Consider the following 23,398-nt stretch of genomic DNA (forward strand, 5'->3'; position numbering starts at 1 on the left):
AACCGGGGTGCCCTATCCACATCCCCAATGCGTTCACCTCCTATCAAGTTGTCGCTGTCCGAGGGCAGCGACCCGGGCCAGTTCCTCGTGCCCGACCTTCAACACAATGTCGCGCTGGTGCAGCTTTTGCGTTTCGGTCAGGAAGTCCCAAAAGTCGTCATACCGAGTGAGACTGTATTTCGGCTGGTAGTGCGGAACAGCAGCAATCTTGTGCTGAATATGCTTCGGCAGGTCCACAATGCTGCGTATTCGCTGATCGAGCGCGGGTTGCCCGTCCTCGATGCCCTCAACAATTCCCGCAGGAATCCAACGGCCGATCCTGTCACGCATCACGCGGGACGGACTGTTGATATCCAAAGCCTCGGCGATCGGTCCGGGAATGACGGACTTAGCCCACCCGATCAGCTTGTCTTTCAGCCAACCTCCCATGTCCTTGATACCTTGCCAGATGCCTCGGGCCAGGTCTGCACCCTTATCAACCAACAGGTCCTTGAAATCTCCAAGGTTTTTCTTGATGCGCCCGGGAAACCCGCGTATCCAGTCTGTGAAGTCTCCTAGCTTCTTCTTTGCTTCACGACCGAATTCGGCGACTCCGCGCACCGCGTTGACAAAAGCAGTGCCAAGCTTTCCGGCGAAACCGATTATGTCGCCGATCCATCCAATCGCGGTCCCGATAGCCGAGAACAGCGCGGAAAAGACCGGTCCGGCGAGTCTGAGGACCACCGGTATCACGGCTCCGAGAAGTTCAGCGGCCAGACGTGCGACCCACGAAATCACGGTAGATACCGCAGAGATCAAGGGTTGCGCCTTTTGTGCCGCCTCTTGCAGTCTGGAGCCAATCGAGCGTACGGCGGGAGTCACCCGTGTTGTTATGAATTCCGCAAGCGCCGCGAGTATAGGCTGTACGTTCCCATAGACAGCGGTGTATATGCCCATCACTGCGGGCAGCACAGTTCCGGTAAATATCAGTGCCAGAGTCGTCAGCACAGGAACTACCGCACCGGACACCGCCGAAGCAAGCGACATGAAGGCAGGAAAAAGCTGTGTCGAGACGACCGACCAAACGCCTTGCAGCGAAGGAAGAAAGCTCGTAGTGAACAGCTGCCCGAGCGCCGAAAAGCTCGGCCCAAGCGTGTCGCGGGCAGAACTTCCGAGCCCTGCGAGTGTCAGCCCGAATGCGGTTACCGCGCTCCCGCCGGCTCCTGAAGAGAATGATCCGAGGAAACCCCCTACGGAAGCCTTGGCCGCACCGAGGGCCGGTCCCACCACATCACGTGCTGTGGAGGCAAGGGATGTCATCGGGGGCAGTACTTTGTTCCCGATGAAATTGGTTAGCGCTACCTCCGCGGTGCGCTTGAACTGCTCTATCCGGGCGCCTGCCCCGCTGTGCAGAGCGTCACCCATCTTGGTAGCGGCGTTGGATGTGTCCCCAAGTGCCTTAACTGCGGTCTTAGGGTCCATCGCGAGAAGCGACCTACCAAGATCCTCGGCCTTAGTTCCGAAGAGCCCGACGGCTACTGCGTTTTGCTCGGCAGGGTCCTTAATGGACTTGATTCCGTCTAGGACTTGTTGCAGGCCCTCGCGGGCTCCCGCGCCGCCCGCAGCAACCTTGCGCGTCATTTCCTCGGCGTTTAGGCCGATTGCCTGGTACGCCTCGGTACTGGTCTTAGACCCGTCGGTTGCCCGGATCTGAAATTCCTTGAGCGCATCGGCCATGGTGTCCGTGTCGCGCGCACCAGCAGCCATACCCTGAGCCATGAGACCCATTGCTTCAGCGCCGCTAAGGCCGAGATCACGGAACTTCGTGCTGTACTCATTGATGGTGTCCGCCATGTCATCGGCGCGCGGGCCCATCTTTTGCATGCCTGCGGTCAGCAGATCGAGCGCTTCATTACCATCTTTCGCAAGACCGGTTTTGAGCATCTGGCCGACCGCATTCGCAGTTTGACCCAGATCGAGTTCAAAGGTCTTCGAAAGATTCGTTACCTTCCCGGTTATCTCCTCGATCTGTGCATTAGTGGCTTCGGGCGGCATGATGCCCGAGCGCATTACGTCTGTGATCGCGCCCGCGGCTTCCTCTACGGAATCAGTAATCCCGTGCGCGTAGAGCTGTCCCGCAGCCTCGCCGTACTGCTTGGCCTCAGCTGGAGTCGACCCGAGCTGTGCCTGAATCTTGCCGTTGATGGCTTGCTGGTCTAGAGCGTTCTGAAAGCCCTTGATCAGTACTGCGCCAGCAGCGACGCCGATAGCCGCAAGTCCGCCTTTAAGGGCTCCGCCCATTTTGGATTTGAAGCCCTCGCCGGCTGCCCCGCCCGCATCCTGCCCGGCGCTTTCTGCGGGGCCCGTAACCTGCCTTTGAAGCTCGGCCGCGAACCCCTCGACTTCGGGGACAATGGACACATAGCCCATTCCCACTTCAACAGCCAAACCGGATCACCCCCCGTTATCCGGCTGGAACCGCGCGAGATATCCAGCGACCTCGCGCACGTCGCGATTTGTCCCACCGATCCGGTCCGTACGGACACCAGGGCGGGGAATAGGCTGCGGTCGCTGGCTCGGGCTTTTCGCCCCCGCGTTCCCGCGCTGCCAATTAGCCTCGCTCAAGCGGTCATGCACCGCGGCGAGTAGTTGCGTCTCCAGCGTCCAGGCGGAATCTGGGCCCGCTATCGTTCGGGCCAACGCAGAATCGGACGGAAGATTGACCACCAGGGCCCGGAGCCGACGCCAGGTGAGCCCCGATCCGGGGCGGAATACGTCTCGCAGATCGGTACCGTAATACCGCTGCAAATCGGCTTCTATGGCCTCGCCGTGCTCATTCAGGAGTCGGCAGAGGCCGAGGATTCCCCCAGGGGCGTCCCCTCGTGCTTCTGCCACTGCCTGAAAAGCTCACCGAGGGCCGCAAGCGGAGCCGGGACAGAATCGAACTGCTCCCACTGGTCGTCAAGTCCGTGCCTAAGCAGAGTCTCAATATCAGTGGCACTCGGGTTGTCCACGTTCACGGCCTTGAGGATCGCCTTATCCAGCTCCCCAGCGGCGGGCATGGCGAATGTCTGCCCCGCCAGAGTGAACCGGAAAGGCTCCTTTCGGGCCTCCTTGACCCACACGTCAAGGTCAAATGCGTTGCTCATGTTCTGCGCCTCTTACTGATCTGGATGAAACGTTTCTGTGTGGGATTACGCCTCGGGCGTCGTGCCCCACGCGGGGTCATCGCTGTACTTGATCGCCACCGTTTGGTCAGGACCCGGGTAGGCGGTAATAGTCAGCTCGTAGGCCACGGCCTCGTCACCCTTATACGCAATGTCACCGGTCTCGGTGACCTCGCCATCCGGAATCACAATCCGGATATGAGACGTACCGTCGATAACGTCGAATCCAAAAGTCCGACGGTCCGGACCCGGGGCCTTCACCTCAAGAATGTGCTTGCCGTTAGTCGTGGCCACTTTTGAGCCCTTGTGGTAAAGCTCAAGAACCGTCTTGCTGGTCTCGATGGCAGTAAAGGAGAATGACATTTCGCTGGACGAAATGACCTTTCGGACAGTGGCGCCGCCCTGCCAAGCCTTGATCTCCGTGGTGTCCGCGGAGTTGGATTCGGCGATCCCCTTGTCCGAGATCCAACCGATATCCGTGAACGCCTTATCCCAATTGCTCGTCGCGTCGGTCGGAAGTGTGGACTTAGGTGCGGCCACATAGGCAGCACCCGTAACGGCAATGCGCACAGCGTTAGCGTTTAGAGGCATGGGTGTCCCCTCTTGAGAAATGGATTTTTGGCGTGATTTTCTTGCCGCAGTGGTAGCATCCCGCGCATGGATGCAGGAATAGCAGTGGTTCTTGGGGCTGTCTCCGCGGCGATAGGAACAGGCAGCGGGGCTTTGTTCACAGCTTGGGCCCAAAAGAACAGTGCGGCGACAAACGCGCGCGCCGAACATCTACGTCAACGACGGGAACCCCGTGAAACTTCGTACCGTGAGCTTGGGTCAGCAGTAAATTCCCTACTGACTCTGTTTGCGTACCCGACGGAATCCTTAACCTTCACCGAAGAACACGAGGTCCGGGTAGAGGAAGCCGTGGAAACGATCGCAGGCAGAAGCGTTGATGTCTCGCTGAAAGGGCCCGCCCCGGTAGCCGAAGCCGCGGAGAAAGTCATCGGGGACAGCAGGGCTGTTCTAAGGGCTTATCAACACGCCTTTGCTTCAATGACCGTTGCTATGCGGGCCAGAGGTAGGGGCGAGCTGGAGCCCCCAAGACTTTCGGACATCGTAAGCCCGCCCATTGGGGAATTGCAGGGATGCCTGTTCAGTGCAGACGAGTCCCTAAATGAGTTTCTTGCTTTGGCTCGGATTGCGCTTGATGACGATGGAAGCCGATGATCTACAGCACCCGCCCCCGCATGTGGATTTCAACGGCGTACGCGTAGCGAGCCTGGCCGGACTCGGAATCGGGAAGCCACTGCGGGCCCCCGACTTCCGTCACGGTGTAGACCGTCACCCCGCCGCGGACTCCGGGGATGACCCCGAGCAGTCCGCGGGCCAGGGCGCACAAGTCGTACGCGGCGGCTTCGGTCTCGGCCCACGCGTGCACGTCCAGCCGGGCCCGGTCCGATACGACGGTCTGCCGCGTGCCCCCGATGCGCTGCACCCGGACGAATACCGGGGGTCGCGGGGACGGAATGCGGGAGACGACGGGAACGGGCTTACCGTGCGCCTTGAGAGCGCCCCGCAGATAGACCGTGACGACCGCCACCGCATCCGGCATGACGACCACCGGTCTAGTCACTACCGGCGCCGTCCATGCCCCGCAGCAGCGCGCTACGGGTGCCCTCGGCGTCGTTGTGCTTCTGGTAATTCCCGATGACCGCAGCACGCCAACGGCGGGGCCCCAAAGCCGAGTCGGTCCGGAACTCCCCGCCCGTTGCTGACTCGGCCGAGGATGCGATACGCCCCGCGATGCGCTCGACTTCCCGCCCCGCTTCCGGGGTGCGCATCAGCGAGCGAATGCCGTTCATGTTCGGCCGGAAACGCATCAGCCGGCCACCTCCTTAAGCCGTGCCTCTACGTGGTGCAGTCGCCCCCCGACGACCCACCGCGCAACGTCCCCGTCGGTCTCCAGCAGTCGGCCCATGGCAACCACGCGGTCCCCGGGGATCAGGTCGATATCGACCCCTCGGCGCGTGGTCAGCCGTAGGCCCGTGGTCACCGCGGGGCGGTCCCCGTCGTCCTCGGTGGACGTGTCGGGCTGGACGGACACCCGCCGGACGGTGGTCCTGGTCGCGCTCGACCAGTCGCGTTCGGATGTGGTGTTGCCGTACCGGTCCACCACGAACGGGGCCCGCAGGATCACGACCGTCTGTGTGTAGTGGAGCGTGGTCACCAGGGCCGCCCCTTGCCGAGCTGGACCACGGCAGCGCGCGGCTGGTACCGGGCGAGGGCGTCCCGCTCGATGGGGGCGAGGCTCGCGCCGATGGTCTCGGCCGCGTAGGTCACGGACACGCTGCCCACGGACTCTTGCCGGAGATCGTTCGGGTTGGTCAGCACCCGCCCCGCGAGGGTCAGCACGATTGCCCGCACGGGGGCGGGAACCTCGGCGTACCCGTGGGAGTAGGTGACGACCGCGGAGCCGTACGAGCCGGCGAGCCACAGTTCATCGCGCCATAGCCGGTACTCGTCCGCCCGCAGTTCCCGCCCGCCCGCGCGGACCAGCTCGACCGCAACAACGGGCCGTTGGGGCAGGGTGACCACCTGGTCCCGGGGAGCGAGAGCGACCGTCGTCGTGCCCCGGGTGAAGCGCTGCCGTGCCTCGCTGCGGACGATGGCGGACGCGGTGTCGAGCACCAGGGCGGCCCCCTCGGGCAGCTCGTCCGGCTCGCGCTGCAACCACGCGGCCAGCTCGTCGAGCGTGGCCAGTGCGGGGAGTGCCATAACGCGTTACCTCCCCTTCGCTATTTCACTGTCTGAGCGCCGCACGCCAGACACCGCGAAACGGTCCGCGGGGCCCCGGAGGAATCGAGAACCGGGAAGCTCTCGACCCTTGCCGGGGCACCGCAGGAATCCGTGTGCGGAATCTTCGGGGCGGACGCTGCCCGCTTACGCGGTGGCATTCCGTCCCCTCCCGTTACTTGGCGAGAACGCCGTTGAGGCGGGCAGCACCACGGCCACCGAAAACGGCAAGACCGGTGTAGAACTCAATCCGGGTGCGGTAACTCGGCTTGGACTCCAGCTCGCCGAGGTCCGTCACCTGAATACCGCCGTTGGTGAGACCGGTCACCGCGCGGTCGTCCTCGGCCTGGCCGAAGCGGACCGCATAAACGCTGGACGCGTCCGTTGCCGTGCCCTGCGTCTCCGTCTGCGGAAGAATGTCCGCGCCCGCGGCAGTCTGGCCCGGGTCGAGCAGCGGCACCCCGTTATAGGTCGCGACGACCTTTCCGGTAAGCGCCTCGCGGACCATCTCGTAACCGCCGATCCGGCGGGCAGCCGACTTGACTCGGGCGATTACGCCCGCGTTGGCGTAGAGCGCGCCGTTAGAGGCGTTCAGGCCCGGGACCTGCGCAATCAGCCGGTCCAGCAGGTCAAAGAACGCCTGCGGGTCGTCCTTGCCGTCACCCACAATCGGAGCGCCGTTCTCCCCGGCGGAAATGACCTGAGCGCCGACCAGTCGCTTACGCAGACCGTCGAAACCCTTCGGCTCGGTGGCAACGTCACCGTTGAAAAACGCGTCCTGGAAACGGTACGCGGCGGCCTTGATCTTCATGCGGGTCTGAATGGCTCGCTGGTCATTCAGATTGCCGCGGGTGCGAACGATGAACTTGTCCACGTCGGCGTCACCGCCGAGAATGACCAGAGATTCCGACTTCTGGTTTACCGTGCCCGTGGACTCGGAATAGCCCTCGTTCACCGAACGGAACTGGACTCCGGGCAGCGTCGCTTCCTCGTTGTACGAGTAGGAATTGCCCTGAATGGTCAGCAGCGGCAGCCGGTCCAGAACGCTGGATTCCTGTACGAAAGTCTCGATGACGCCCCGCTGAAGGTCATCGGTCGAGAGCTTGGCAGCCTCGGCAAGAGTCAGTGCCATGTGTTGAATTCCCCCTGATTTTGGGCATGAAAAAGGGGACGGCGCCTATTGAAGGTGCGTCCCCTGGAATGGGTGGCAGGAACGTTCCTGCGGGAAGGTTCCTTACGCGTCGTACGCGCGGCGCAGACGGTCAAGCGGGGTCGCCGGCTCGGGCTCGGCGGACTCACGCGGACCCGCGCCCACGTCGCCCCACGACCGCGCGGGGTCGGTCTCGGCGACCGCAAGGTAAGGCTTGTCCTTGACGAGCTGGTCCACGGCAGCAGCCACCGCGGCAGCGTCGATATCGCCCCCGGAGCCGGCGAGCGTGGACACGTCCAGCAGCGCGAGGGCGTCCGCCGGATCACGGAGCTTGCCCGCAGCAGCCGCGCGCAGCTCGGCGCGGACGAGCTGTTCCGTGAACTCCTGCCGGATCTCCGCGCGCATCGCGTCAAGGTCGGTGCCCCGGGTCGCCGCGTTCGAGCGGCGGAGCCGTGCCGCTTCCGCCTCTGCGTCGGTGGCTCGCTTCTCGGCAGCCGCGCGGGCGGTCTCGGCGGTCTTCACCGCGTCGGCCTGGTCGCCCTCGGCCCCCTTGCCCGGCTCGCCCTGGCGCTCACTGCCGGTAGCCGTACCGGGCTCGCCCTGGTCGCCCTCGGGCCCGTTGCCCGGGGTGTTCTGCGGGTCGTCAGCCATTGGTGTTCCCCCCCTGGTGGTTCACACGATGTATCCGTGTTTCTTCAACATGGCTATTTGGTGCTCGCGGTTGTTGCCCGCAAGTTTGAAAATGGTCTCTGGCATTAGCCGCGCCTCGCGGGCCCGTGCGTACTTCTGGCCCGGGACTTTCTCGAACGTGGCACCCATGGCCTTAGCCCCGATGCCGCGTTTGGTGGTGCCCTCGGTCGTGACCTTCATCGGCCCTCGGCCGGTTACGGCGGTGGCCATTCCTCGGCGGGCGTTGATGATCTGACCGAGGTCCGCCCCGCGCTCAAGTGCCTTGACCCCCGCTTCACCGAGTCGCTTCCGCTGTTCGGCGGGGCTCATCTCACGGAACAAGTCCTCGGGACTCTTGCTCGCTTTCCACTCGGCATCGGTCATCGGCTCCATACCGCAGTCACATCGGGGATGCCGTTTGAAGCCCGTGGAATAGCTGTATTGCCGACCCGACAGGATGATGCACCGAGCGCACGCGGGCAGCCGCACAACGCGCACGTACGAAATACAGCGCGGGTGCGCTGCCATGCCGATGGTCGTAGCCGTTCGGGACGCATCGGCAATCTGCGTGCTCGCCATCATGGCCATTTGGGTAAGCCCTCGGGCTGCCGCGAGTTCGGCACTCTCGCCGGCTGCCAGTGCCCGAGCCGTTGTGATGGCCGGGAGTTGCAGCAGTGAGGCGAGGGGGCGACCGTCCGCAGCGATGCCGACCAGGGCCGCGGGGTCGAGCAGACCGAGCGGAGCCGCAACGGCACCTTGGACCGCCATAGCGGCACCGACGAACGCTTGGGCCCCCTGTACGGCGGAGAGCTGTCCGGCGGTCACCGCGGCGAGGATTGCCCGCCCCGCCTCTCCCTGCATGGCGGACAGAATGCGGTCCGCGGGAACGCCCCGCCAAAGCCCCTGTATCGCCTCCACAACGGCCCGGGAAACGCTCTGGACTTGGGTGTACCGCTCGGCCGCCATCTCCGCCATGCGGGACACTAGGCGGCCCCCTCGGCGTCCTCGGGTTCGTCGGCCTGGTCGTCGCCCTCGGCCTGGTCGGGCTTCACCCCGAACAGCGCGGACATGTCCCCGCCGAGGATCGCGCCCGCCGCATCCGTGCGCATGGTCTTCCACCGTGCGATTTCGTCCGGGGTCACGCCCGGAATCCGCTCCCAAAGGGCTTCATCCGGAACACCGATACTCTTCAACTTCACCAGCGCATCGGAGTATTGGGCGTCACTGCGGAACTGCGGGTCTCGCCACACGACGGAGCCGAGCGCGAGGGATTCCGCGCGCCGAGCCTCGCCCTGCGCCATGGCCTCAAGGCGCATGATTTCGCGGAGCGCCGATCCGAAGTGCCGTTGCATCTCGGACACCTTGGCAATCAACCCGGCTTCCGAAGCGGCGAATCCGTCCGGGCTCACGTTGACGAGCTGCCCCGCTAGATAGCTTGGCGGGGTGCGGGTCTGCGCGGCGATGTGCTGCACCGCCACTTCAATAACCTTGAGATAGTTCTCAAGATCAGCGGCGGAGAACTCGGCGATTTGCGCGCCCTGTTTCTCAAGCCACAGCAGACGGTCCGACCGGAAGCGGTCTAGAGGTAGATCCTCCTCGCCGACCACTTCACCCGACTCGGGGTCCACGATTTCCCGGACGGGCCGATCCATTCCGAGCACCGCACGGGCAGGAAGGGCGAGGCCGTCCGAAGCGGTCATGAGGTGAGCCCACAACGTATTGACGGCATCCTGTAGCGGAAGAACCGTCGCAATCTCGCTGCGGGGCTTTCCGTGCAACCGCGAGCGGTTCGGCAGCTCGACCAGCGGCACCACCTTGAGCGGGTTCGGAATGTGACTCGGCTCGCCCCGCAAAAGTCCCGCAGTGCGGCCCGTCCACCTTCCGCCCTCGCGGGTCGGACGCTGCCACCGATAGACCATGGTCGGCGTGAACAGCGTTGCAAACTCGGTGTCGTAGTCCCTCCATGTCATCAGCCCCGCCTTACGGAGCCGGCGACGACCAGGGACGTACTCAACTATCGCGCTCCCGGCATGCTGAAAGGTGATCTCAACTGCCATCGGCGTTGTTCCAAACCAGGGCGTACGAGCGCCCCGTAATCAGCGCTTCCAACAGCGCTAGACCGATCTCCACATCGGCTTCCGAGCGCTTCCACGCCTTACCGGCTTCCTTGTCTATCGACCCGTCGTCCAACCGGAACCCGATAGGCATAAGCCGCTCAACCGTGGCATCCGGCACGACCGCACACCAGTTGTCGGAGAACTCATCGAAAAGCCCACCGGTCTGCGTGCTGAACTCCGGCGACGTGAACAACAGCGGGCGGTCCCCCTCGTACGCCTTAGACCACTTCCGGGCTTCGTGCCTGCGGCGCTGTAGCTTGCCGTACAGCCGTTCCGTCATCTGTAGCGGTGTTTCCGCCATGCTTCCCCCTTGTGCTAAGCGCTCGCCGCACGGGGCCGCTTGAGCGGTCGGCGGACATACCCGTCAAGCGCCATGACCGTAGCGGCGATACCGTCAATACGCGCGCTCGACTTCCCGCGGTCGGGTTTCACGGGACGCAAGTTGTCGTTGCCGTCCCGGTACACCTCGACCACGCTTGCATTCCAACGCAGGATCGCGTTTCCCCCGTGGTGTAGCTTGCCCTCGCGCAGCAGCCTTTCAAGTTCCTTGCTGCCGGGGCTCATTCCTAGATACGTCTGCGCAATCGGCACCAGGTCCACACCGCGGGTTTTCGCTTCAACCCGCTGGACGAGCTGACCGGCAAACATCCTGTCGTAGCTAATTCGCTGAACGTCCAGCCGACGACAGTCCGCGATGATCTGTCTTTCAATCGCGCCGTAATCAATTGCATCGCCCTCGGTGAGGGTCAACAGCCCGTCGTCCGCCCAGTGACGCAACGGGACCTGTAGCTGTGCCTCTAGCTCGTCTATGCGTTCCTCGGGCAGCCAAAAGCGGGATATCAACTCCAGCTCGACCCCGGGTTTGCGGGACTCGACCGCGAGCACCCACGCCGAAAGGTCGGACACCGCGGACAGGTCCACCCCGCCCCATGCCCGCCGATAGCGGAACCGTTGCTCGTCCACGGCCCCCGCGTTCTCGTCCCACAGCGGAAGCGGCAGCCATCGCGAGGACGAGCGCATACGGCGATTCAGGGACAACCGGCAGAACGTAGGGAAGTAGCTAGGGGTGGACTTGGCCTTAGCAGCCTCGCGGCGCATGTAGGCGAGCGAGGGCGAGACACCCAACCCCGGATTGGCCTTACGCCATGTCTCCTCGGTATAGGGGTCGTCGCCTTCCTCGGCAGCCCAAATGACCCCGTAATGCCCGGGGTCGGAAATCACGTCGTCCGCACAGCGGCGGGTGTACGTGTGTTTCTCGTCGTAAATGCTGCCCTCGGTGCCCTCATCAGCAGTCGTGATGTAGACGACCAAAGGTTGGTCACGGGCACCCGTGCCGGTCTCGATAGCGTCGATAAGGTCACGGCGCTTATGCACGTGGACTTCATCGACAATCGCGCCGCTCACGTTCAAGCCGTGGGCGGTCTCAGCAATTTTGGAAAGGGCCCGGAAGACACCGCCGGTACGGGGAACGCGGATAAGCCCGCGGAGCACTTCAACACGACCGCGGATAGCGCGACTTGTCAGCGCCATGCGCTTAGCGTCGTCAAAGACTCGCTCTGCCTGCGGCAGTGAGCCGGCTGCCGCGTAGACTTCCGCGCCTATCTCGCGGTCGGCGAGCAGCAGCACCAGGCCGATACCCGACGACAGCGTCGATTTTCCCGCCTTACGGGGAACCTCGATCCACACCGTTCGGGCCACGCGGACGGGCCGCCCCAACTCGGGGTCGAGCCAGAGCCAACCGAAAATCGGCGCGATGATCCAGACCTTTTGCCACGGGGCGAGTTTGAGCGGAGTCCCGCCCCACCTGCCCTTGGTGTGTTTCATGGTCTCGATAGCCGCAATGGCTCGGCGGGCGGCGGGCACATCGAAATATGCGCCCTCGCGCTGCGGGGCTTGGTGGGCGAGGACGAGCGGACGGGACTTCACCGCGTCGGCTATCTCGTCCTCGGTGAGCCCGAGTTCTAGCAGTGCCTCATACGGGACCGGCAGCCCGTCAGTCAAAGATCCCGTCGTCATCTGCGCCCCCGCTTTCCGGCGGGGTAATCCGCGTGGCTGCCGCGGGGCTAAGCCCGAGTTCGCCGACCAGCGACCGGAAGTGATTCCGGTACTGACCAGCAATCGTCACCCACGGGGACTTGACGTTCCCGCGCTCCGTCTCGACCACCAGGCCGGTACGGCTCAACTCGCGCTCGGCCTGCCAGAGTCGGGCGACCGTCACGCAATACTCAATAGCTGTTTCTCGCTGCGGGTCCGTGAGACCAGCGGAGTGCACCAGGGCGGGAATCGTCCTCGCCCATACGTCCGCCGCTTTCACCCGCACGTCGCCTGACGCGTCCCCGGGCAGTAGCTCGGACCAATCCGGCTCGACCGGTGACAGCGGGGCGAACCGTGCGCCCTCGGAATTGCGGTCAGGGCGGTAAGTCCCCTCCCTGACTGCCTGAATATGGGGTTTGGGCTTTTGCCCGGGAACGGCCACGGAAAGTCACCTCCACCGAAACGGGCCAATGAGCCACGCAAGTTTTTTGCCTCCCTGCCGATCTGGAGCGGGAGGAGAGGGGAGTACCCCCCTGATCAGCGTCACCAGCGGCGAGGCTTGATGCGCTCGGCAGCCCAACCGCCCGGTTGCCGCTTAGCGGTCTCGCGGTTGTGACACGTCGCGCACAACGGACGGAGCCTGTTGAACGCGTCAGGATCGGCGACCCCTTGCGCCACCAGCTCACGCCGAGCCGTAGGAAAGTGATCGGCAACCGTGGCCGTGCGACCGCACAGCAGACACCATGGGTTCCGGTACAGGTACGCCTTACGCGTGCGCTGCCAACGCGTTGTGTAGCCCCGCTCTGCACTCGTCCCGCGCTGCTGCTCGGCCTCGCGTCGGTGCTTCTCACAGCGGCCCCCTGTGGTCAGTTCGGGGCACCCGGGGACGCTGCACGGGGGGCGGGGTTTGCGGGGCAGGGGTCACCTCCTTTGCCGCAGGGGGCATAGCGTCCGTGAGACGCGAATGACACAAACGAAAAGTGACAACGAAGGGGATAGGCGGGCGCGTTACTCATGTGGTCCGCTCCGTACATGGCACCTGACAAGTCCACTGCGCCCGTGTTCGAGCTCCGTTGCGGCGGGCTCCACTTGACCGTTCAGCGCGTGCCCGTATGGCTCGTGTCGCTCGTCACCGCAGCAGGCGGCATCGGAGCCGCATGGTGGGCACAGCAGTGAGGTTGGGCGGACACCGGGCTGCCAGTGGCAGCCGGTACAGTGGTGGTAAGTCCTAGGAAGGGAGGTGCGATGCCGAAGACGGAGAGGTTCTACACCCCACGCGCGGCCATTCTGGCGAGCCTCCGAGCCGTGGATGACTTGCTGGATGACTGGCACACGCGCCCACTCACGGATCCATCGTTGGGCACCGGCGAATTCCTCAGGGCGGCAACGGAACGCATTCGGGCAGCGCCTTCGGACGTTGCTGCGCCGTTCGACTGGGCAGTCACTCTTGGCGGTCTCAGCGTCCAGGTGGAGTGCAAGAGCTATGGGCATGTCAGAGAGGCCCGAAGCCGCCTACGCCGAGCGGCGGACGCGCTACACGCAGCACAGAGCGCATCCGAGCGCCGCACGGCAGTCGGCGAGTTCCTGGCAGCACTGGCCGAGTTGGTTGCACAGGTCTTTGCCTACCTCGTGCGCGTCCTGCTGCGCTTGCTCTCCCGTCTCCTCGGTTGCATCTCCACCGACGATGTACGCGTGTCGACCCCCGTCCCGCTAGAACGAACACCCGAGATCACCCCCCGAGGGCCGAACTCTGCCTTCCCCGTGAACACACACCGGGGCGGGCACCACCGCAGCACGCCGGGGAGCGTTGTACTCGCTGCGTAAGTGACCCGCCGACCGCTCAAGGTCGGAAGGTTCAAGAACATGTTCTCCCTGCCCGAGACGGCTCCGTGGGGGGCTGTCGTGTTCCTCGCCGCACTCGTCATCATCGTGTTCGGCGTCCGTAGTCTCGCCCGTGCCATCTGGCCCCAGACGTCCGCGCACCGCAAAGAAGTCCTCTTGGAACGACAGCGGCGGCAGGAACGCGAACGGCAGCGCAAGGCAGCCGAACGGCGTCGCCGTGAAGCACTCCGCGAACGGCAGCGCGACCAGAACCAGCGGAAGCGGCAGCAACTCGAAACCTCCGAGTAACCCGTGCCGGGGGCGGGGCCAGAGCAGTTCCCGCCCCCGGGTAGGGCGCCGAGACGCCACGCATGTAGGCATGCATTACAGCGCAGGGTGTGGGGGGGGCGAACCCCCATTGCAGCCGGTTTCGGAACGGGCCCGTGCTCGTACGTCTCTTCAACCTGACTGATGTACGGCAACGGTGCCCCCGAAATCCGTAGCGGTCTTGAGCTGGTGGCACGGACGGCAGAGCACTTGAACGTTGGACGTCACGTCCTCGCCCCCGAGGGACAGCGGGCGCACATGGTCCACGTCCACTCCGTCCGCGGGGAAGTCGCCCAAGCACCAGTCGCACCAGGCCGAGCCCCGTTCCTGCACTAGCCGGCGGAGCCTCGCGGCAGCAGCGTGCCGATTCGCTCGTCTTTGTCCCCGCGCTCGTCGGGTGCGGACGCTCGGGCGCCCCTCGTACGCAGCGTGGTGAGCCTTGCAGCGGCCCCGATGGGTCGCGGGCTCGGTGCAGTCGATACAGCGCATAGCGCCCCCCTTGGTGGGTCGGGCGACCGCATGGGCAACATGCCGTTGCCCGTGGGCGCGGTTACGTTGCACATGCGGTTGCTCGTCGTCGTGTGCCCGCCCCCGGACTCGAACCGGGGAACTCTGCGGATTGCGTACGGGTCTCCCCGAAGGGGCCGGTACCGCGCACCTCTAGCCGTTGGGTCAGCGGGCTTGGTCGTCGTCCTGGCGCTCGTTGACGAACGTCGGGACGACATGGGGACCGCACGGTCTTACGACCCCGTTCAGCGCCCCGAGGGGCGGTTACTGGTGGGCGGTGCGGTCCCCGCGCGTTGCCTCACGACCCCTGCGGCTACCCCGGGCGGGGTGCGTGGTGCACGGGCAACGCTGGTGAGAGAGAGTCGGGCACTCGGTCCGCCGTTTTCCCCTTGGGGTGGGTGCGCGGTATTCCCGCTCTCTCTTGCCCCAGTAGTAGGGACCGAAGGTTTCCCGAGGGCCGAGGGGTGTCGGGATGACGACAGAGACCCCGGTTTCTCTTCTCTCTTGGTTTTTCTTGCTTTCCCTAAAAAGTGTCGAAATTCGACACCCTCAACACCTCTTCGCCTCTCGCTGTGGGGCGTCCCCGCCCGAGGGCGAGCCGACGGGGCCACGCGCCCGGGAATGGTCAGCAGGAAGCCCCGGGCGGTCACGATGGACCGACCGGGGCTCTCGCGGCTAGCTGTACTGCAACCGCATACAACCGGATGACCTAGCCGCGCGCCGAACTGTACCGGGCTACGCGGCAGCGCTCTCCTTGGGTGCCGCTGCGATCATGCGCCGTTCCGCAACAGTCTTGGGACGGGTTAGCCGCTTCCGCTCGCGGGGCGGTGCTCCCCACTCGATCTTTGCGCGTTCTACGGATGGAAGTCCCTTACGAGCAGGGCTGATCATCACGCGCAACCCTTGCTCTGTCAGCAGCGTGCGGCGGGTGTCCTGGTCAGCTCCGTCCCACAGTTCGAACATGAGCGTCTTCGTGGGCTCGAACGTGGTGGTGACCTCGGGACTGTGCTCGGCTGCCAGTCGCTCAATGGTCGCTTTGGTGTCAGTGAGCTTGGCCGCGAGGTCTTCCAGCGCAGGACCGTCCACCAGGGCGATTGCCTTCACGATGCGTTGCCGGGACGCTTCCAAGTCTGCCAGCGCTGCGGAGTGGTCTACCCCGCCCGAGTGCACTTTCCGCATAACGGGATCAAGTCCGAACCGCTCGCGGTAGTCGGCGAACACGAGCGGTTCCACCACGTCTGCCATGATCGAACCGCAACCGTTCCCGCACTTGTAGAGCGGCTTATTACGACTCGACTTCCCGCCGTTGAAGCCCCCGTCACACTTGGCGCACACCAGGAACCCGGCGAGGAACGGCGCATCAGACCGGGGCACGTTGGACTCCGGGCGGGCAAGTTGCTTCAACTTCGCTTGCACCCGCGCGTACGTCACAGCGTCCAGTACTTCGGGAGCGAACTGGACGGGGGTGACTCCGTCGTCCTGAACGACTAGTTCGCCCTTGTGCTTGCGCCACCCTCGGAGCGTCACGCCCATGAGCAGCTTCCGCCACTGCTGTCGCCCGATGGGCAGTCCCTCGCACGAGTTGGACAGGTTGCCAGACTCGGAGAGCAGTACCCCGATGCCCTTGATGACCAGAGGAATCATGGCGCTGTCTGCGTCAAGGTAGGCGGGGGCTTTGGGGTGCTCGCGCACAGTCTTGAACGGGAACGGGGCGAACCCCGAGATCCACCGCCCCTGCTCGCGACGTTCCTTGTGCGCGGACAGGATGCGTTCCTTCATCATCTCGCGTTCCCACTCGGCGAGGGCAACGAGGATGAGCGCGATTAGCCGTCCGCCGGGGGTTCCGGTGTTGAGTGATCCGTCCGCCGTGGCGAGGACGACCCGCTTACTGGGGGTCCCCTCTGCCCACTCGACCAGTTGCAGGAACTCGCGCACGCTGCGGCTGTATCGGTCCAGTTTCCACGCCCAAACGTGAGTGGGCTGGTACTCCATGAGCCCGGACATGCCCTCGCGGTCAGCGAGAGGGGTAGCCCCGGAGACTCCGTCATCTATGAACACCTCGGCGGTCTCAGGGTCGAACCCCGCGGCACGGATGGAGTCATGACAAGCGCGGAGCTGAACGTCCAGCGACGTAGACGCGTCATCCGACCGAGACAGCCGAAGACTGATCGCAATACGCACTTCGGGGCGGAACGTGGGCGGGACGGCGACGGGCGCGGCAGAGGTCATGGTGGTCGTAGGGACCATGGGATTCCCCGATGTTCTCGGGGGTGTGCCGCTCGCTCGCTAGTAGGCCCGATCCTCTCGGTATCCCGAGGGGGGTCTACTTAGAGCCACGTGTACCAGGTGACGCCCACGGAGGAGAGCTGCGCGACCTCCTCGCGGCGCAGCCCCGGCGTGCGCCGTCTCGTGCCGCGCGGCAGCCCCACCTGCTCGGGCGTCACGCGCTCTCGGCGGCTGCGGAGGAAGGCGGCGAGCTCCTGCCCACGGATGTCTGCACCGGTCACGGCAGCCAGGCTGCCGGATGCCGCAGCCGGTTTCCAGGTGGGCCTGGTACCAGGATAAGGAGACTCTGGTACCCCTCTGCGGGCCGCGACAGCCTCGTCGCCGTGACTCTCCAGCCCCCCACCGAAAAGTCCCGCCCCGAGCCCGCCCACGCCACCGAGCCCACCGCCACAGGTCCCGCGCCCTCCGCCACCAGCCCCGCCCCGCTGACACCCCTCACGCCGCTGGGGCTGCTGACCGTCCTCCTCGGCGCCTCCCTCTCCAGCATCGACTTCTTCATCGTCAACGTCGCCCTGCCCGGCATCGGACGCGACCTCCACGCCTCCCCCGCCACGCTGGAGATGGTCGTCGCCGGGTATGCGCTGGCCTACGCCGTGCTGCTCGTCCTCGGCGGGCGGCTCGGTGACGCGTACGGGCGCCGGAAGCTCTTCCTGTGGGGCGTGGCCGCGTTCGGTGTGACCTCGCTGGCCTGCGGGCTCGCGCCGGGCGCGTGGTGGCTGGTGGGGGCGCGGGTGGCGCAGGGCGCCGCCTCCGCGCTGATGCTGCCGCAGGTCCTCGCCACCATCCACGCCACGACGCGGGGCGAGCGGCGTGCGAAGGCCGTCGCGCTGTACGGCTCGGTGAGCGGGCTCGGTGTGCTCCTCGGGCAGGTGCTCGGCGGTGTCCTGGTCGCCGCCGACCTCGCGGGCACCGGCTGGCGCATGGCGTTCCTCGTCAACGTGCCCGTCGCGGTCGCCGCCCTGCTGTGCGCCCTGCGCGCGGTGCCGGACAGCCGGGCCGAGCAGCCCCGCCGCGGCGACATCGGCGGCACGCTCCTGCTCGGCGCAGCGCTGACCGCCTTGCTCCTGCCCCTCTCCGAGGGACGGGCCACGGGCCGGCCCCTCTGGTCGCTGCTGACGCTCGCCGCCGCCCCGTTGCTGGCCTGGGCGTTCCTGGCCGTCGAACGCCGCGCGGAACGCACCGGCGGCAGCCCGCTGCTGCCTCCGTCCCTCCTGCGCGAACCCGGCGTCCGCAGGGGCCTCCTCCTCGGGCTGCCGATCTTCATCGGGTTCAGCGGCTGGATGTTCGTCAGCGCGGTCATGCTCCAGCGGGGCCTCGGCTACGGCGCGCTCAAGGCGGGCCTGACGGTCGTCCCGATGGGCGTCACGCAGATCGCGGCGTCGATGTGCGCGCCGCGCCTGGTGGCACGGCTCGGCAGCCGGGCGATGACGCTGTGCGCGCTGGTGCACGGGGCGGGCCTCGTGGTGCTCGCCCTGACGGTGCTGTGGCTGCCGTGGTCCTCGCTCGGCCCCTTGGTCCTCGCCCCCGGCCTGGCCCTGTGCGGCCTGGGGCAGGGCGTCGAACTCGCCCTCTACTACCGGATCGTGCTCGCCGCGGTCCCGGCGGCGCGGGCGGGCGCGGGCAGCGGCCTGGCGGCCACCGTGCAGCAGTCCTGCCTGGCGGTGGGCGTGGCGACGATCGGTTCGCTCTTCCTCGCGCTGGTGCCGGCCCTCGGCATGCGCGAGGCGTTCGCGGTGGTGCTCGGGGTGCAGTGCGCGGGCCTGCTCGTCCTGGCGGTGCTGAGCCTGGGCCTGCCGCGCCGCCTGAACTGAGCCGGGGCCGGACCGCCACGGGCCCCCGAAGCCGGGCCGCCACGGACCCCCGAGGCCAAGCGCCGCCACCCAGAAGACTGCCCACCGACCCGAAGGCCCCCCACCGACCCGAGAGCTACCGTCACCTACATGCCCGATGAACTCACCCCCCGCCGACGGCTGCTCGTCCTCGCGATCTGCTGCATGAGCCTGCTGATCGTCAGCCTCGACAACACCATCCTCAACGTCGCGCTCCCCTCCATGCGCAAGGAGTTCGACGCGAGCGTCTCGGGCATGCAGTGGACGATCGACGCGTACGCCCTCGTCCTCGCCTCGCTCCTCATGCTGGCCGGCTCCACCGCCGACCGCGTCGGCCGCCGCAAGGTCTTCAAGACGGGCCTGGTCGTCTTCACCCTCGGCTCCGTGCTCTGCTCGCTCGCACCGAACCTCGAAGCCCTGGTGGCGTTCCGCATGGTCCAGGCGGTGGGCGGCTCGATGCTCAACCCCGTCGCCATGTCGATCATCACCAACACCTTCACCGAACCCCGCGAGCGGGCCCGCGCCATCGGCGTCTGGGGCGGTGTCGTCGGCATCTCCATGGCGGCGGGCCCGCTGGTCGGCGGGCTGCTCGTCGACTCGGTCGGCTGGCGCTCGATCTTCTGGGTCAACCTGCCCGTCGGCGTCACCGCGCTCCTGCTGACCATGCGGTACGTCCCCGAGTCCCGCGCCCCGAGGCCGCGCCGGCCGGACCCGGTCGGACAGCTCCTGGTGATCGTGCTGCTCGGCGCGCTGACGTACGCGATCATCGAGGCGCCCGCCGTGGGCTGGACCTCCCCGCTGACCCTCGCCTTCGCGGGCGCGGCGCTGCTGGCCCTGCTCGGCCTGCTCGCCTACGAACCGCGCCGCGCCGAGCCCCTCATCGACCTGCGCTTCTTCCGGTCGGCGCCGTTCAGCGGGGCGACGGTGATCGCGGTCTGCGCCTTCGCGTCCCTGGCCGGCTTCCTCTTCCTGTCCACGCTGTACCTCCAGGACGTACGCGGCCTCGACGCGCTCCACGCGGGCCTGTGGATGCTGCCGATGGCGGCCATGACGTTCGTCTGCGCGCCGCTGTCGGGCCGCCTGGTCGGCAGCCGCGGGCCGCGCCTGCCGCTGCTGATCGCGGGGGCGGCGATGACGCTCTCGGGCGTGCTCTTCGCCGCGTTCGAGGCGGAGGACTCGGGCGGCACCCGCTTCGCCGCCTACGTCCTCTTCGGTCTGGGCTTCGGCTTCGTCAACGCCCCCATCACCAATACGGCGGTCGCCGGGATGCCCCGCGCCCAGGCGGGCGTGGCCGCGGCGGTCGCCTCCACCAGCCGCCAGATCGGCCAGACGCTGGGGGTGGCGGTGATCGGCGCGGTCCTGGCGTCCGGGGTCGCCTCGTCCTCGTACGCGACCGACTTCACGGAGGCGAGCCGCCCCGCCTGGTGGATCATCGCGGGCTGCGGCCTGGCGGTCCTGGCCCTCGGGGCGCTGTCCAGCGGGCGGTGGGCGCGGGAGACGGCGGAACGGACGGCGGAACGCCTGAAGCCACAGGCAACGCATGACAGATGACAGATATTGAAATCTGTCATCTGTCATGTCATCGTGGAGGCATGCGCACTCTCCCCCTCGGCTCCACCGGCCCCCGCACCTCCGTCCTCGGCCTCGGCTGCATGGGCATGTCCGCCCTCTACGGCGAGGCCGACCGCGCGGAGTCCATCGCGACCATCCACGCCGCCCTCGAAGCGGGCGTCACGCTCCTGGACACCGGCGACTTCTACGCCATGGGGCACAACGAACTGCTGATCGGCGAAGCCCTCCGCACCGCCCCGGCCGCGCGCCGCGACCAGGCGCTCACCAGCGTCAAGTTCGGCGCCCTGCGCGACCCCGACGGCGGCTGGTCCGGGTACGACGGGCGGCCGGCCGCCGTCAAGAACTTCGCCGCGTACTCCCTGCAGCGCCTCGGCGTCGACCACATCGACGTCTACCGCATCGCCCGCCTCGACCCCGACGTCCCGATCGAGGAGACGGTGGGCGCCATCGCCGAGCTGGTCGAGAAGGGGTACGTGCGGCACATCGGCCTCTCGGAGGTCGGCGCCGACACGATCCGCCGGGCCGCCGCGACCGCCCCGATCTCCGACCTCCAGATCGAGTACTCCCTCGTCTCGCGCGGCATCGAGGCACAGATCCTGCCGACGGCCGCCGAGCTGGGCATCGGCGTCACGGCGTACGGCGTGCTCTCCCGCGGTCTGATCTCCGGCCACTTCACCCGCGACCGGCAGCTGGCCGCGAACGACTTCCGCGCCATGAGCCCCCGCTTCCAGGGCGAGAACCTCGACCGCAACCTCGACCTGGTCGACGCCCTGCGGAAGATCGCCGAGCGGAAGGGCGTCAGCGTCGCCCAGACCGCCATCGCCTGGGTGCTCGCGCAGGGCCCCCGGCACGGCGCGGCCATCGTGCCGCTGGTCGGCGCGCGCCGCCGGGACCGGCTCGACGAGGCCCTCGGCGCGCTCGGCGTGACGCTCGACGACGCCGACCTGGCCGCGATCGAGGCGGCCGTGCCCGCGGCCGCGGTGGCCGGCGCCCGCTACCCGCAGGCGCAGATGGCACACCTCGACAGCGAGCACTGAGCCGTCCACGGGTACGGTCTAGGGCATGGCAACCGCGGCACCCCTGACCCCCGAGCGCATCCTCGAAGCGACCGAGGAGGTCTTGCGCAGGCACGGCGCGGCCAAGGCCACGGTCGTCGACGTGGCCCGCGCGCTGGGGGTGAGCCACGGCACGGTGTACCGCCACTTCCGTACGAAGGCGGAGCTGCGCGGCGCGGTCACGAAGCGGTGGCTGGACCGTACGTCCGTGGCGCTCGCGGGCATCGTCACCGGCTCCGAGCCGCCCGAGGCGAAGCTCCGCCACTGGCTCGCGGGCCTCTTCGACGCCAAGCAGCACAAGGCGGGTGACGACCCCGAACTGTTCGCCACGTACACGGTGTTGACGGAGGAGAACGGCGACGTGGTGAACGACCACATCGCCGAACTCACCGGCCAGCTGACCGCGATCATCCGACAGGGCGTGGCCGACGGCGACTTCGCCTCCCCCGACCCCGCCCTGTCGGCCCGCGCGGTCTTCGACGCCACCTCGCGCTTCCACGACCCGTGCTACGCCCCGCACTGGTCCCGCCCCGGCATCGACGAGGCGTTCGCCGCCGTACTGGACCTGACGGTGCGGGGACTGCGGGCCTAGGCCCTGTCGCGAGAGACCCTGGGCAGCTCCGACTGCTCCAGGCGGCTTCGACTTCCCTAGGCGGCTTCGACGCTGATCTTGTCCGCGCCGATCCGCTCGATGCGTGCCTGGCCCCACGCGGCCAGGGATTCCAGCGCGGCGTTGAGGGATACGCCGTGCTCCGTCAGTGAGTACTCGACCTTCGGCGGCACCACCGGGTACACCTTCCGGTCCACGAGGCCGTCCTCCTCCATCTCCCGCAGGTGCTGGACGAGCATCTTCTCGCTGACACCCGGGAGGCCGCGCCGCAGCTCCGCGAAGCGGCGCGTTCCGTGCTCATGGAGCTCCCAGAGGATCAGGGACTTCCACTTGCCGGTGACGACGTCCATCGCCGCGTCGATACCGCAGAAATAGGGGCCCTGTCGTGCCGATGTCGCCATGCGAGCCTCCACGTCGCCCGGGGGGTGCTCACCTGCGGGTGAGTACCGCACTTAATGGTCCGTACTGGTCAACCCTACTGACTCCGCTGAGGATTGAGGCATCGACCGACTCGACGGACTCGACAGACTCGAGAAGTCTCGACGGAGGAGTGACATGACGGAGAACCACCGTACCCACGTGAGCGTCCTCGGACTCGGCGCGATGGGCGGCGCGCTCGCCGAGGCACTGGTCAAGGCGGGGCTGCGGACGACGGTGTGGAACCGCTCGGCGGGCAAGGCCGGCCCGCTCGTGGCGCAGGGGGCGACGGAGGCGGCATCGGCCGCCGAGGCGGTCCGGGCGAGCCGGCTGGTGATCACCTGCCTCTTCGACCACGACTCGGTGCACGAGGTGCTCGACCCGCTCGTCGGCGACCTGGCCGGACGGACGTTGATCAACCTGACCACGACCAAGCCCGAGCAGGCACGGCAGCTGGCGGCCTGGGCCGCCGAGGCCGAGATCGCCTACCTGGACGGCGGCATCATGGCGGTGCCGTCCATGATCGGGCAGTCGGAGGCCTCGATCCTGTACAGCGGCTCGGAAGAGGTGTTCCGTGAGCACGCGGCGCTGCTCGACCTGTGGGCGACCAGTACCTACTACGGCGAGGACGCGGGGCTGGCGTCCCTCTACGACTTCGCGCTGCTCTCGTCGATGTACGTGATGTTCGCGGGGTTCATGCACGGTGCGGCCCTGCTCGCGCCGGCCGGGGTGCCCGCGGGGCGGTTCGCGGAGATGGCCGCGCCGTGGCTGACCGCGATGACCGGGGAACTCGCGCGGTTCGCCGAGGTCATCGACGGCGGGGACTACACCGTCCCGGGGCAGCAGAGCCTGGACTTCTCCGACCTCGGGTCGTTCATCGAGGCGAGCGCCGAGCAGGGAGTGAGCGCCGAACCGATCGCGATGGTCCAGCGGCTCATCCAGCGCCAGGTGGACGCCGGCCACGGGACGGAGGGGTTCGCCCGGATCATCGAGAGCCTCAGGCATCCGGCCGCGTGAGCCGGGGGGGGCGGTGACCGTCGTGCCATGCGCCGCGTCCCCGGCCCTTCCCCG

24 protein-coding genes and 1 pseudogene are annotated in these 23,398 nt (G+C 66.8%); 7 read left to right on the plus strand and 18 right to left on the minus strand.

Annotated features, from left to right (window positions below; genetic code table 11):
- Positions 1–33: 33 nt before the first annotated feature.
- The 3 genes from J2N69_RS11160 to J2N69_RS11170 form a co-directional block, all read right to left on the minus strand.
- Positions 34–2,427, minus strand: a complete 2,394-nt coding sequence (locus J2N69_RS11160) for a phage tail tape measure protein (RefSeq protein ID WP_230900594.1) — start codon at positions 2,425–2,427, stop codon at positions 34–36.
- Positions 2,428–2,816: 389 nt separating this feature from the next.
- Entirely contained in the window at positions 2,817–3,128 is a 312-nt protein-coding gene (locus tag J2N69_RS11165) for a hypothetical protein (protein ID WP_230900595.1), read from the minus strand.
- A 45-nt stretch (positions 3,129–3,173) separates the two neighbouring features.
- Positions 3,174–3,737 carry a phage tail tube protein gene (locus tag J2N69_RS11170; protein WP_443049161.1) on the minus strand — a complete coding sequence of 188 codons (564 nt, stop codon included), beginning with the start codon at positions 3,735–3,737 and terminating at the stop codon, positions 3,174–3,176.
- Between the two features lie 66 nt (positions 3,738–3,803).
- Between J2N69_RS11170 and J2N69_RS11175 the strand changes: the two genes are divergently transcribed.
- Positions 3,804–4,367 carry a hypothetical protein gene (locus J2N69_RS11175; protein ID WP_230900597.1) on the plus strand — a complete coding sequence of 188 codons (564 nt, stop codon included), beginning with the start codon at positions 3,804–3,806 and terminating at the stop codon, positions 4,365–4,367.
- Position 4,368: 1 nt separating this feature from the next.
- On the opposite strand, the gene J2N69_RS11180 is transcribed toward J2N69_RS11175, so the two are convergent.
- The 11 genes from J2N69_RS11180 to J2N69_RS11230 form a co-directional block, all read right to left on the minus strand.
- Positions 4,369–4,773 carry a hypothetical protein gene (locus J2N69_RS11180; protein ID WP_230900598.1) on the minus strand — a complete coding sequence of 135 codons (405 nt, stop codon included), beginning with the start codon at positions 4,771–4,773 and terminating at the stop codon, positions 4,369–4,371.
- Positions 4,766–5,020: a hypothetical protein gene (locus J2N69_RS11185; protein ID WP_230900599.1), complete on the minus strand. Its 255-nt coding sequence runs from the start codon at positions 5,018–5,020 to the stop codon at positions 4,766–4,768. Before J2N69_RS11185 ends, J2N69_RS11180 begins: the two co-directional genes overlap by 8 nt.
- Positions 5,020–5,367 (minus strand): hypothetical protein, encoded by a 348-nt coding sequence (locus J2N69_RS11190; protein WP_230900600.1) that lies wholly within the window; start codon positions 5,365–5,367, stop codon positions 5,020–5,022. Before J2N69_RS11190 ends, J2N69_RS11185 begins: the two co-directional genes overlap by 1 nt.
- A complete protein-coding gene (locus J2N69_RS11195; RefSeq protein WP_230900601.1) occupies positions 5,364–5,915 on the minus strand; it encodes a hypothetical protein in 552 nt (183 codons plus the stop codon). The genes J2N69_RS11190 and J2N69_RS11195 overlap by 4 nt, the downstream gene beginning before the upstream one ends.
- 193 nt (positions 5,916–6,108) lie before the next feature.
- Positions 6,109–7,065 (minus strand): major capsid protein, encoded by a 957-nt coding sequence (locus J2N69_RS11200; protein WP_230900602.1) that lies wholly within the window; start codon positions 7,063–7,065, stop codon positions 6,109–6,111.
- 102 nt (positions 7,066–7,167) lie between these two features.
- Entirely contained in the window at positions 7,168–7,734 is a 567-nt protein-coding gene (locus J2N69_RS11205) for a hypothetical protein (protein ID WP_230900603.1), read from the minus strand.
- Positions 7,735–7,755: 21 nt separating this feature from the next.
- Positions 7,756–8,727 (minus strand): VG15 protein, encoded by a 972-nt coding sequence (locus J2N69_RS11210; protein WP_230900604.1) that lies wholly within the window; start codon positions 8,725–8,727, stop codon positions 7,756–7,758.
- A gap of 8 nt (positions 8,728–8,735) precedes the next feature.
- Positions 8,736–9,809 carry a phage portal protein gene (locus J2N69_RS11215; protein WP_230900605.1) on the minus strand — a complete coding sequence of 358 codons (1,074 nt, stop codon included), beginning with the start codon at positions 9,807–9,809 and terminating at the stop codon, positions 8,736–8,738.
- Positions 9,799–10,170, minus strand: coding sequence for a phage portal protein (locus J2N69_RS11220; RefSeq protein ID WP_230900606.1), 372 nt, complete (start codon positions 10,168–10,170; stop codon positions 9,799–9,801). The genes J2N69_RS11215 and J2N69_RS11220 overlap by 11 nt, the downstream gene beginning before the upstream one ends.
- A gap of 14 nt (positions 10,171–10,184) precedes the next feature.
- Positions 10,185–11,885 (minus strand): terminase large subunit, encoded by a 1,701-nt coding sequence (locus J2N69_RS11225; RefSeq protein ID WP_230900607.1) that lies wholly within the window; start codon positions 11,883–11,885, stop codon positions 10,185–10,187.
- On the minus strand, positions 11,863–12,345 hold the full coding sequence (locus tag J2N69_RS11230) for a P27 family phage terminase small subunit (RefSeq protein ID WP_230900608.1): 483 nt from the start codon (positions 12,343–12,345) through the stop codon (positions 11,863–11,865). The genes J2N69_RS11225 and J2N69_RS11230 overlap by 23 nt, the downstream gene beginning before the upstream one ends.
- Positions 12,346–13,727: 1,382 nt before the next feature.
- Between J2N69_RS11230 and J2N69_RS11235 the strand changes: the two genes are divergently transcribed.
- Positions 13,728–14,033: a hypothetical protein gene (locus J2N69_RS11235; RefSeq protein WP_230900609.1), complete on the plus strand. Its 306-nt coding sequence runs from the start codon at positions 13,728–13,730 to the stop codon at positions 14,031–14,033.
- A gap of 150 nt (positions 14,034–14,183) precedes the next feature.
- Here J2N69_RS11235 and J2N69_RS11240 read toward each other — a convergent pair whose 3' ends face one another.
- From J2N69_RS11240 to J2N69_RS36645, 3 genes and pseudogenes are all read right to left on the minus strand, one after another.
- Complete coding sequence (locus J2N69_RS11240; protein ID WP_230900610.1) at positions 14,184–14,540, minus strand: HNH endonuclease; 357 nt, start codon at positions 14,538–14,540, stop codon at positions 14,184–14,186.
- Positions 14,541–15,293: 753 nt separating this feature from the next.
- A complete protein-coding gene (locus J2N69_RS11245; protein WP_330166809.1) occupies positions 15,294–16,805 on the minus strand; it encodes a recombinase family protein in 1,512 nt (503 codons plus the stop codon).
- A gap of 83 nt (positions 16,806–16,888) precedes the next feature.
- A pseudogene (locus J2N69_RS36645) lies at positions 16,889–17,179 on the minus strand (hypothetical protein); the annotation flags it as partial.
- On the opposite strand from J2N69_RS36645, the gene J2N69_RS11255 reads away from it, so the two are divergent.
- The 4 genes from J2N69_RS11255 to J2N69_RS11270 all read left to right on the plus strand — a co-directional run bounded on the left by J2N69_RS11255 (position 17,168) and on the right by J2N69_RS11270 (position 21,892).
- On the plus strand, positions 17,168–18,655 hold the full coding sequence (locus J2N69_RS11255) for an MFS transporter (RefSeq protein ID WP_408056705.1): 1,488 nt from the start codon (positions 17,168–17,170) through the stop codon (positions 18,653–18,655). The pseudogene J2N69_RS36645 and the gene J2N69_RS11255 overlap by 12 nt on opposite strands.
- Before the next feature lie 129 nt (positions 18,656–18,784).
- Positions 18,785–20,224 (plus strand): MFS transporter, encoded by a 1,440-nt coding sequence (locus tag J2N69_RS11260; protein WP_230900612.1) that lies wholly within the window; start codon positions 18,785–18,787, stop codon positions 20,222–20,224.
- Between the two features lie 41 nt (positions 20,225–20,265).
- A complete protein-coding gene (locus tag J2N69_RS11265; RefSeq protein ID WP_230900613.1) occupies positions 20,266–21,282 on the plus strand; it encodes an aldo/keto reductase in 1,017 nt (338 codons plus the stop codon).
- A gap of 25 nt (positions 21,283–21,307) precedes the next feature.
- Positions 21,308–21,892, plus strand: a complete 585-nt coding sequence (locus J2N69_RS11270) for a TetR/AcrR family transcriptional regulator (RefSeq protein WP_230900614.1) — start codon at positions 21,308–21,310, stop codon at positions 21,890–21,892.
- A gap of 56 nt (positions 21,893–21,948) precedes the next feature.
- On the opposite strand, the gene J2N69_RS11275 is transcribed toward J2N69_RS11270, so the two are convergent.
- Positions 21,949–22,311, minus strand: a complete 363-nt coding sequence (locus tag J2N69_RS11275; RefSeq protein WP_230900615.1) for a winged helix-turn-helix transcriptional regulator — start codon at positions 22,309–22,311, stop codon at positions 21,949–21,951.
- 154 nt (positions 22,312–22,465) lie between these two features.
- Between J2N69_RS11275 and J2N69_RS11280 the strand changes: the two genes are divergently transcribed.
- Entirely contained in the window at positions 22,466–23,344 is an 879-nt protein-coding gene (locus J2N69_RS11280) for an NAD(P)-dependent oxidoreductase (protein ID WP_230900616.1), read from the plus strand.
- Positions 23,345–23,398 lie beyond the last annotated feature (54 nt).

The sequence above is a fragment of the Streptomyces huasconensis genome, assembly GCF_021028635.1.
GTDB lineage: Bacteria > Actinomycetota > Actinomycetes > Streptomycetales > Streptomycetaceae > Streptomyces > Streptomyces huasconensis.

Excerpts from the sequence above, each read along its gene's own strand:
- J2N69_RS11165 (WP_230900595.1), bottom strand. The coding sequence starts at position 3,128 with ATGAGCAACGCATTTGACCTTGACGTGTGGGTCAAGGAGGCCCGAAAG.
- J2N69_RS11170 (WP_443049161.1), bottom strand. The coding sequence starts at position 3,737 with ATGCCTCTAAACGCTAACGCTGTGCGCATTGCCGTTACGGGTGCTGCC.
- J2N69_RS11175 (WP_230900597.1), top strand. The coding sequence starts at position 3,804 with ATGGATGCAGGAATAGCAGTGGTTCTTGGGGCTGTCTCCGCGGCGATA.
- J2N69_RS11185 (WP_230900599.1), bottom strand. The coding sequence starts at position 5,020 with ATGCGTTTCCGGCCGAACATGAACGGCATTCGCTCGCTGATGCGCACC.
- J2N69_RS11195 (WP_230900601.1), bottom strand. The coding sequence starts at position 5,915 with ATGGCACTCCCCGCACTGGCCACGCTCGACGAGCTGGCCGCGTGGTTG.
- J2N69_RS11200 (WP_230900602.1), bottom strand. The coding sequence starts at position 7,065 with ATGGCACTGACTCTTGCCGAGGCTGCCAAGCTCTCGACCGATGACCTT.
- J2N69_RS11205 (WP_230900603.1), bottom strand. The coding sequence starts at position 7,734 with ATGGCTGACGACCCGCAGAACACCCCGGGCAACGGGCCCGAGGGCGAC.
- J2N69_RS11210 (WP_230900604.1), bottom strand. The coding sequence starts at position 8,727 with ATGGCGGAGATGGCGGCCGAGCGGTACACCCAAGTCCAGAGCGTTTCC.
- J2N69_RS11215 (WP_230900605.1), bottom strand. The coding sequence starts at position 9,809 with ATGGCAGTTGAGATCACCTTTCAGCATGCCGGGAGCGCGATAGTTGAG.
- J2N69_RS11220 (WP_230900606.1), bottom strand. The coding sequence starts at position 10,170 with ATGGCGGAAACACCGCTACAGATGACGGAACGGCTGTACGGCAAGCTA.
- J2N69_RS11225 (WP_230900607.1), bottom strand. The coding sequence starts at position 11,885 with ATGACGACGGGATCTTTGACTGACGGGCTGCCGGTCCCGTATGAGGCA.
- J2N69_RS11240 (WP_230900610.1), bottom strand. The coding sequence starts at position 14,540 with ATGCGCTGTATCGACTGCACCGAGCCCGCGACCCATCGGGGCCGCTGC.
- J2N69_RS11245 (WP_330166809.1), bottom strand. The coding sequence starts at position 16,805 with ATGGTCCCTACGACCACCATGACCTCTGCCGCGCCCGTCGCCGTCCCG.
- J2N69_RS11260 (WP_230900612.1), top strand. The coding sequence starts at position 18,785 with ATGCCCGATGAACTCACCCCCCGCCGACGGCTGCTCGTCCTCGCGATC.
- J2N69_RS11265 (WP_230900613.1), top strand. The coding sequence starts at position 20,266 with ATGCGCACTCTCCCCCTCGGCTCCACCGGCCCCCGCACCTCCGTCCTC.
- J2N69_RS11270 (WP_230900614.1), top strand. The coding sequence starts at position 21,308 with ATGGCAACCGCGGCACCCCTGACCCCCGAGCGCATCCTCGAAGCGACC.
- J2N69_RS11275 (WP_230900615.1), bottom strand. The coding sequence starts at position 22,311 with ATGGCGACATCGGCACGACAGGGCCCCTATTTCTGCGGTATCGACGCG.
- J2N69_RS11280 (WP_230900616.1), top strand. The coding sequence starts at position 22,466 with ATGACGGAGAACCACCGTACCCACGTGAGCGTCCTCGGACTCGGCGCG.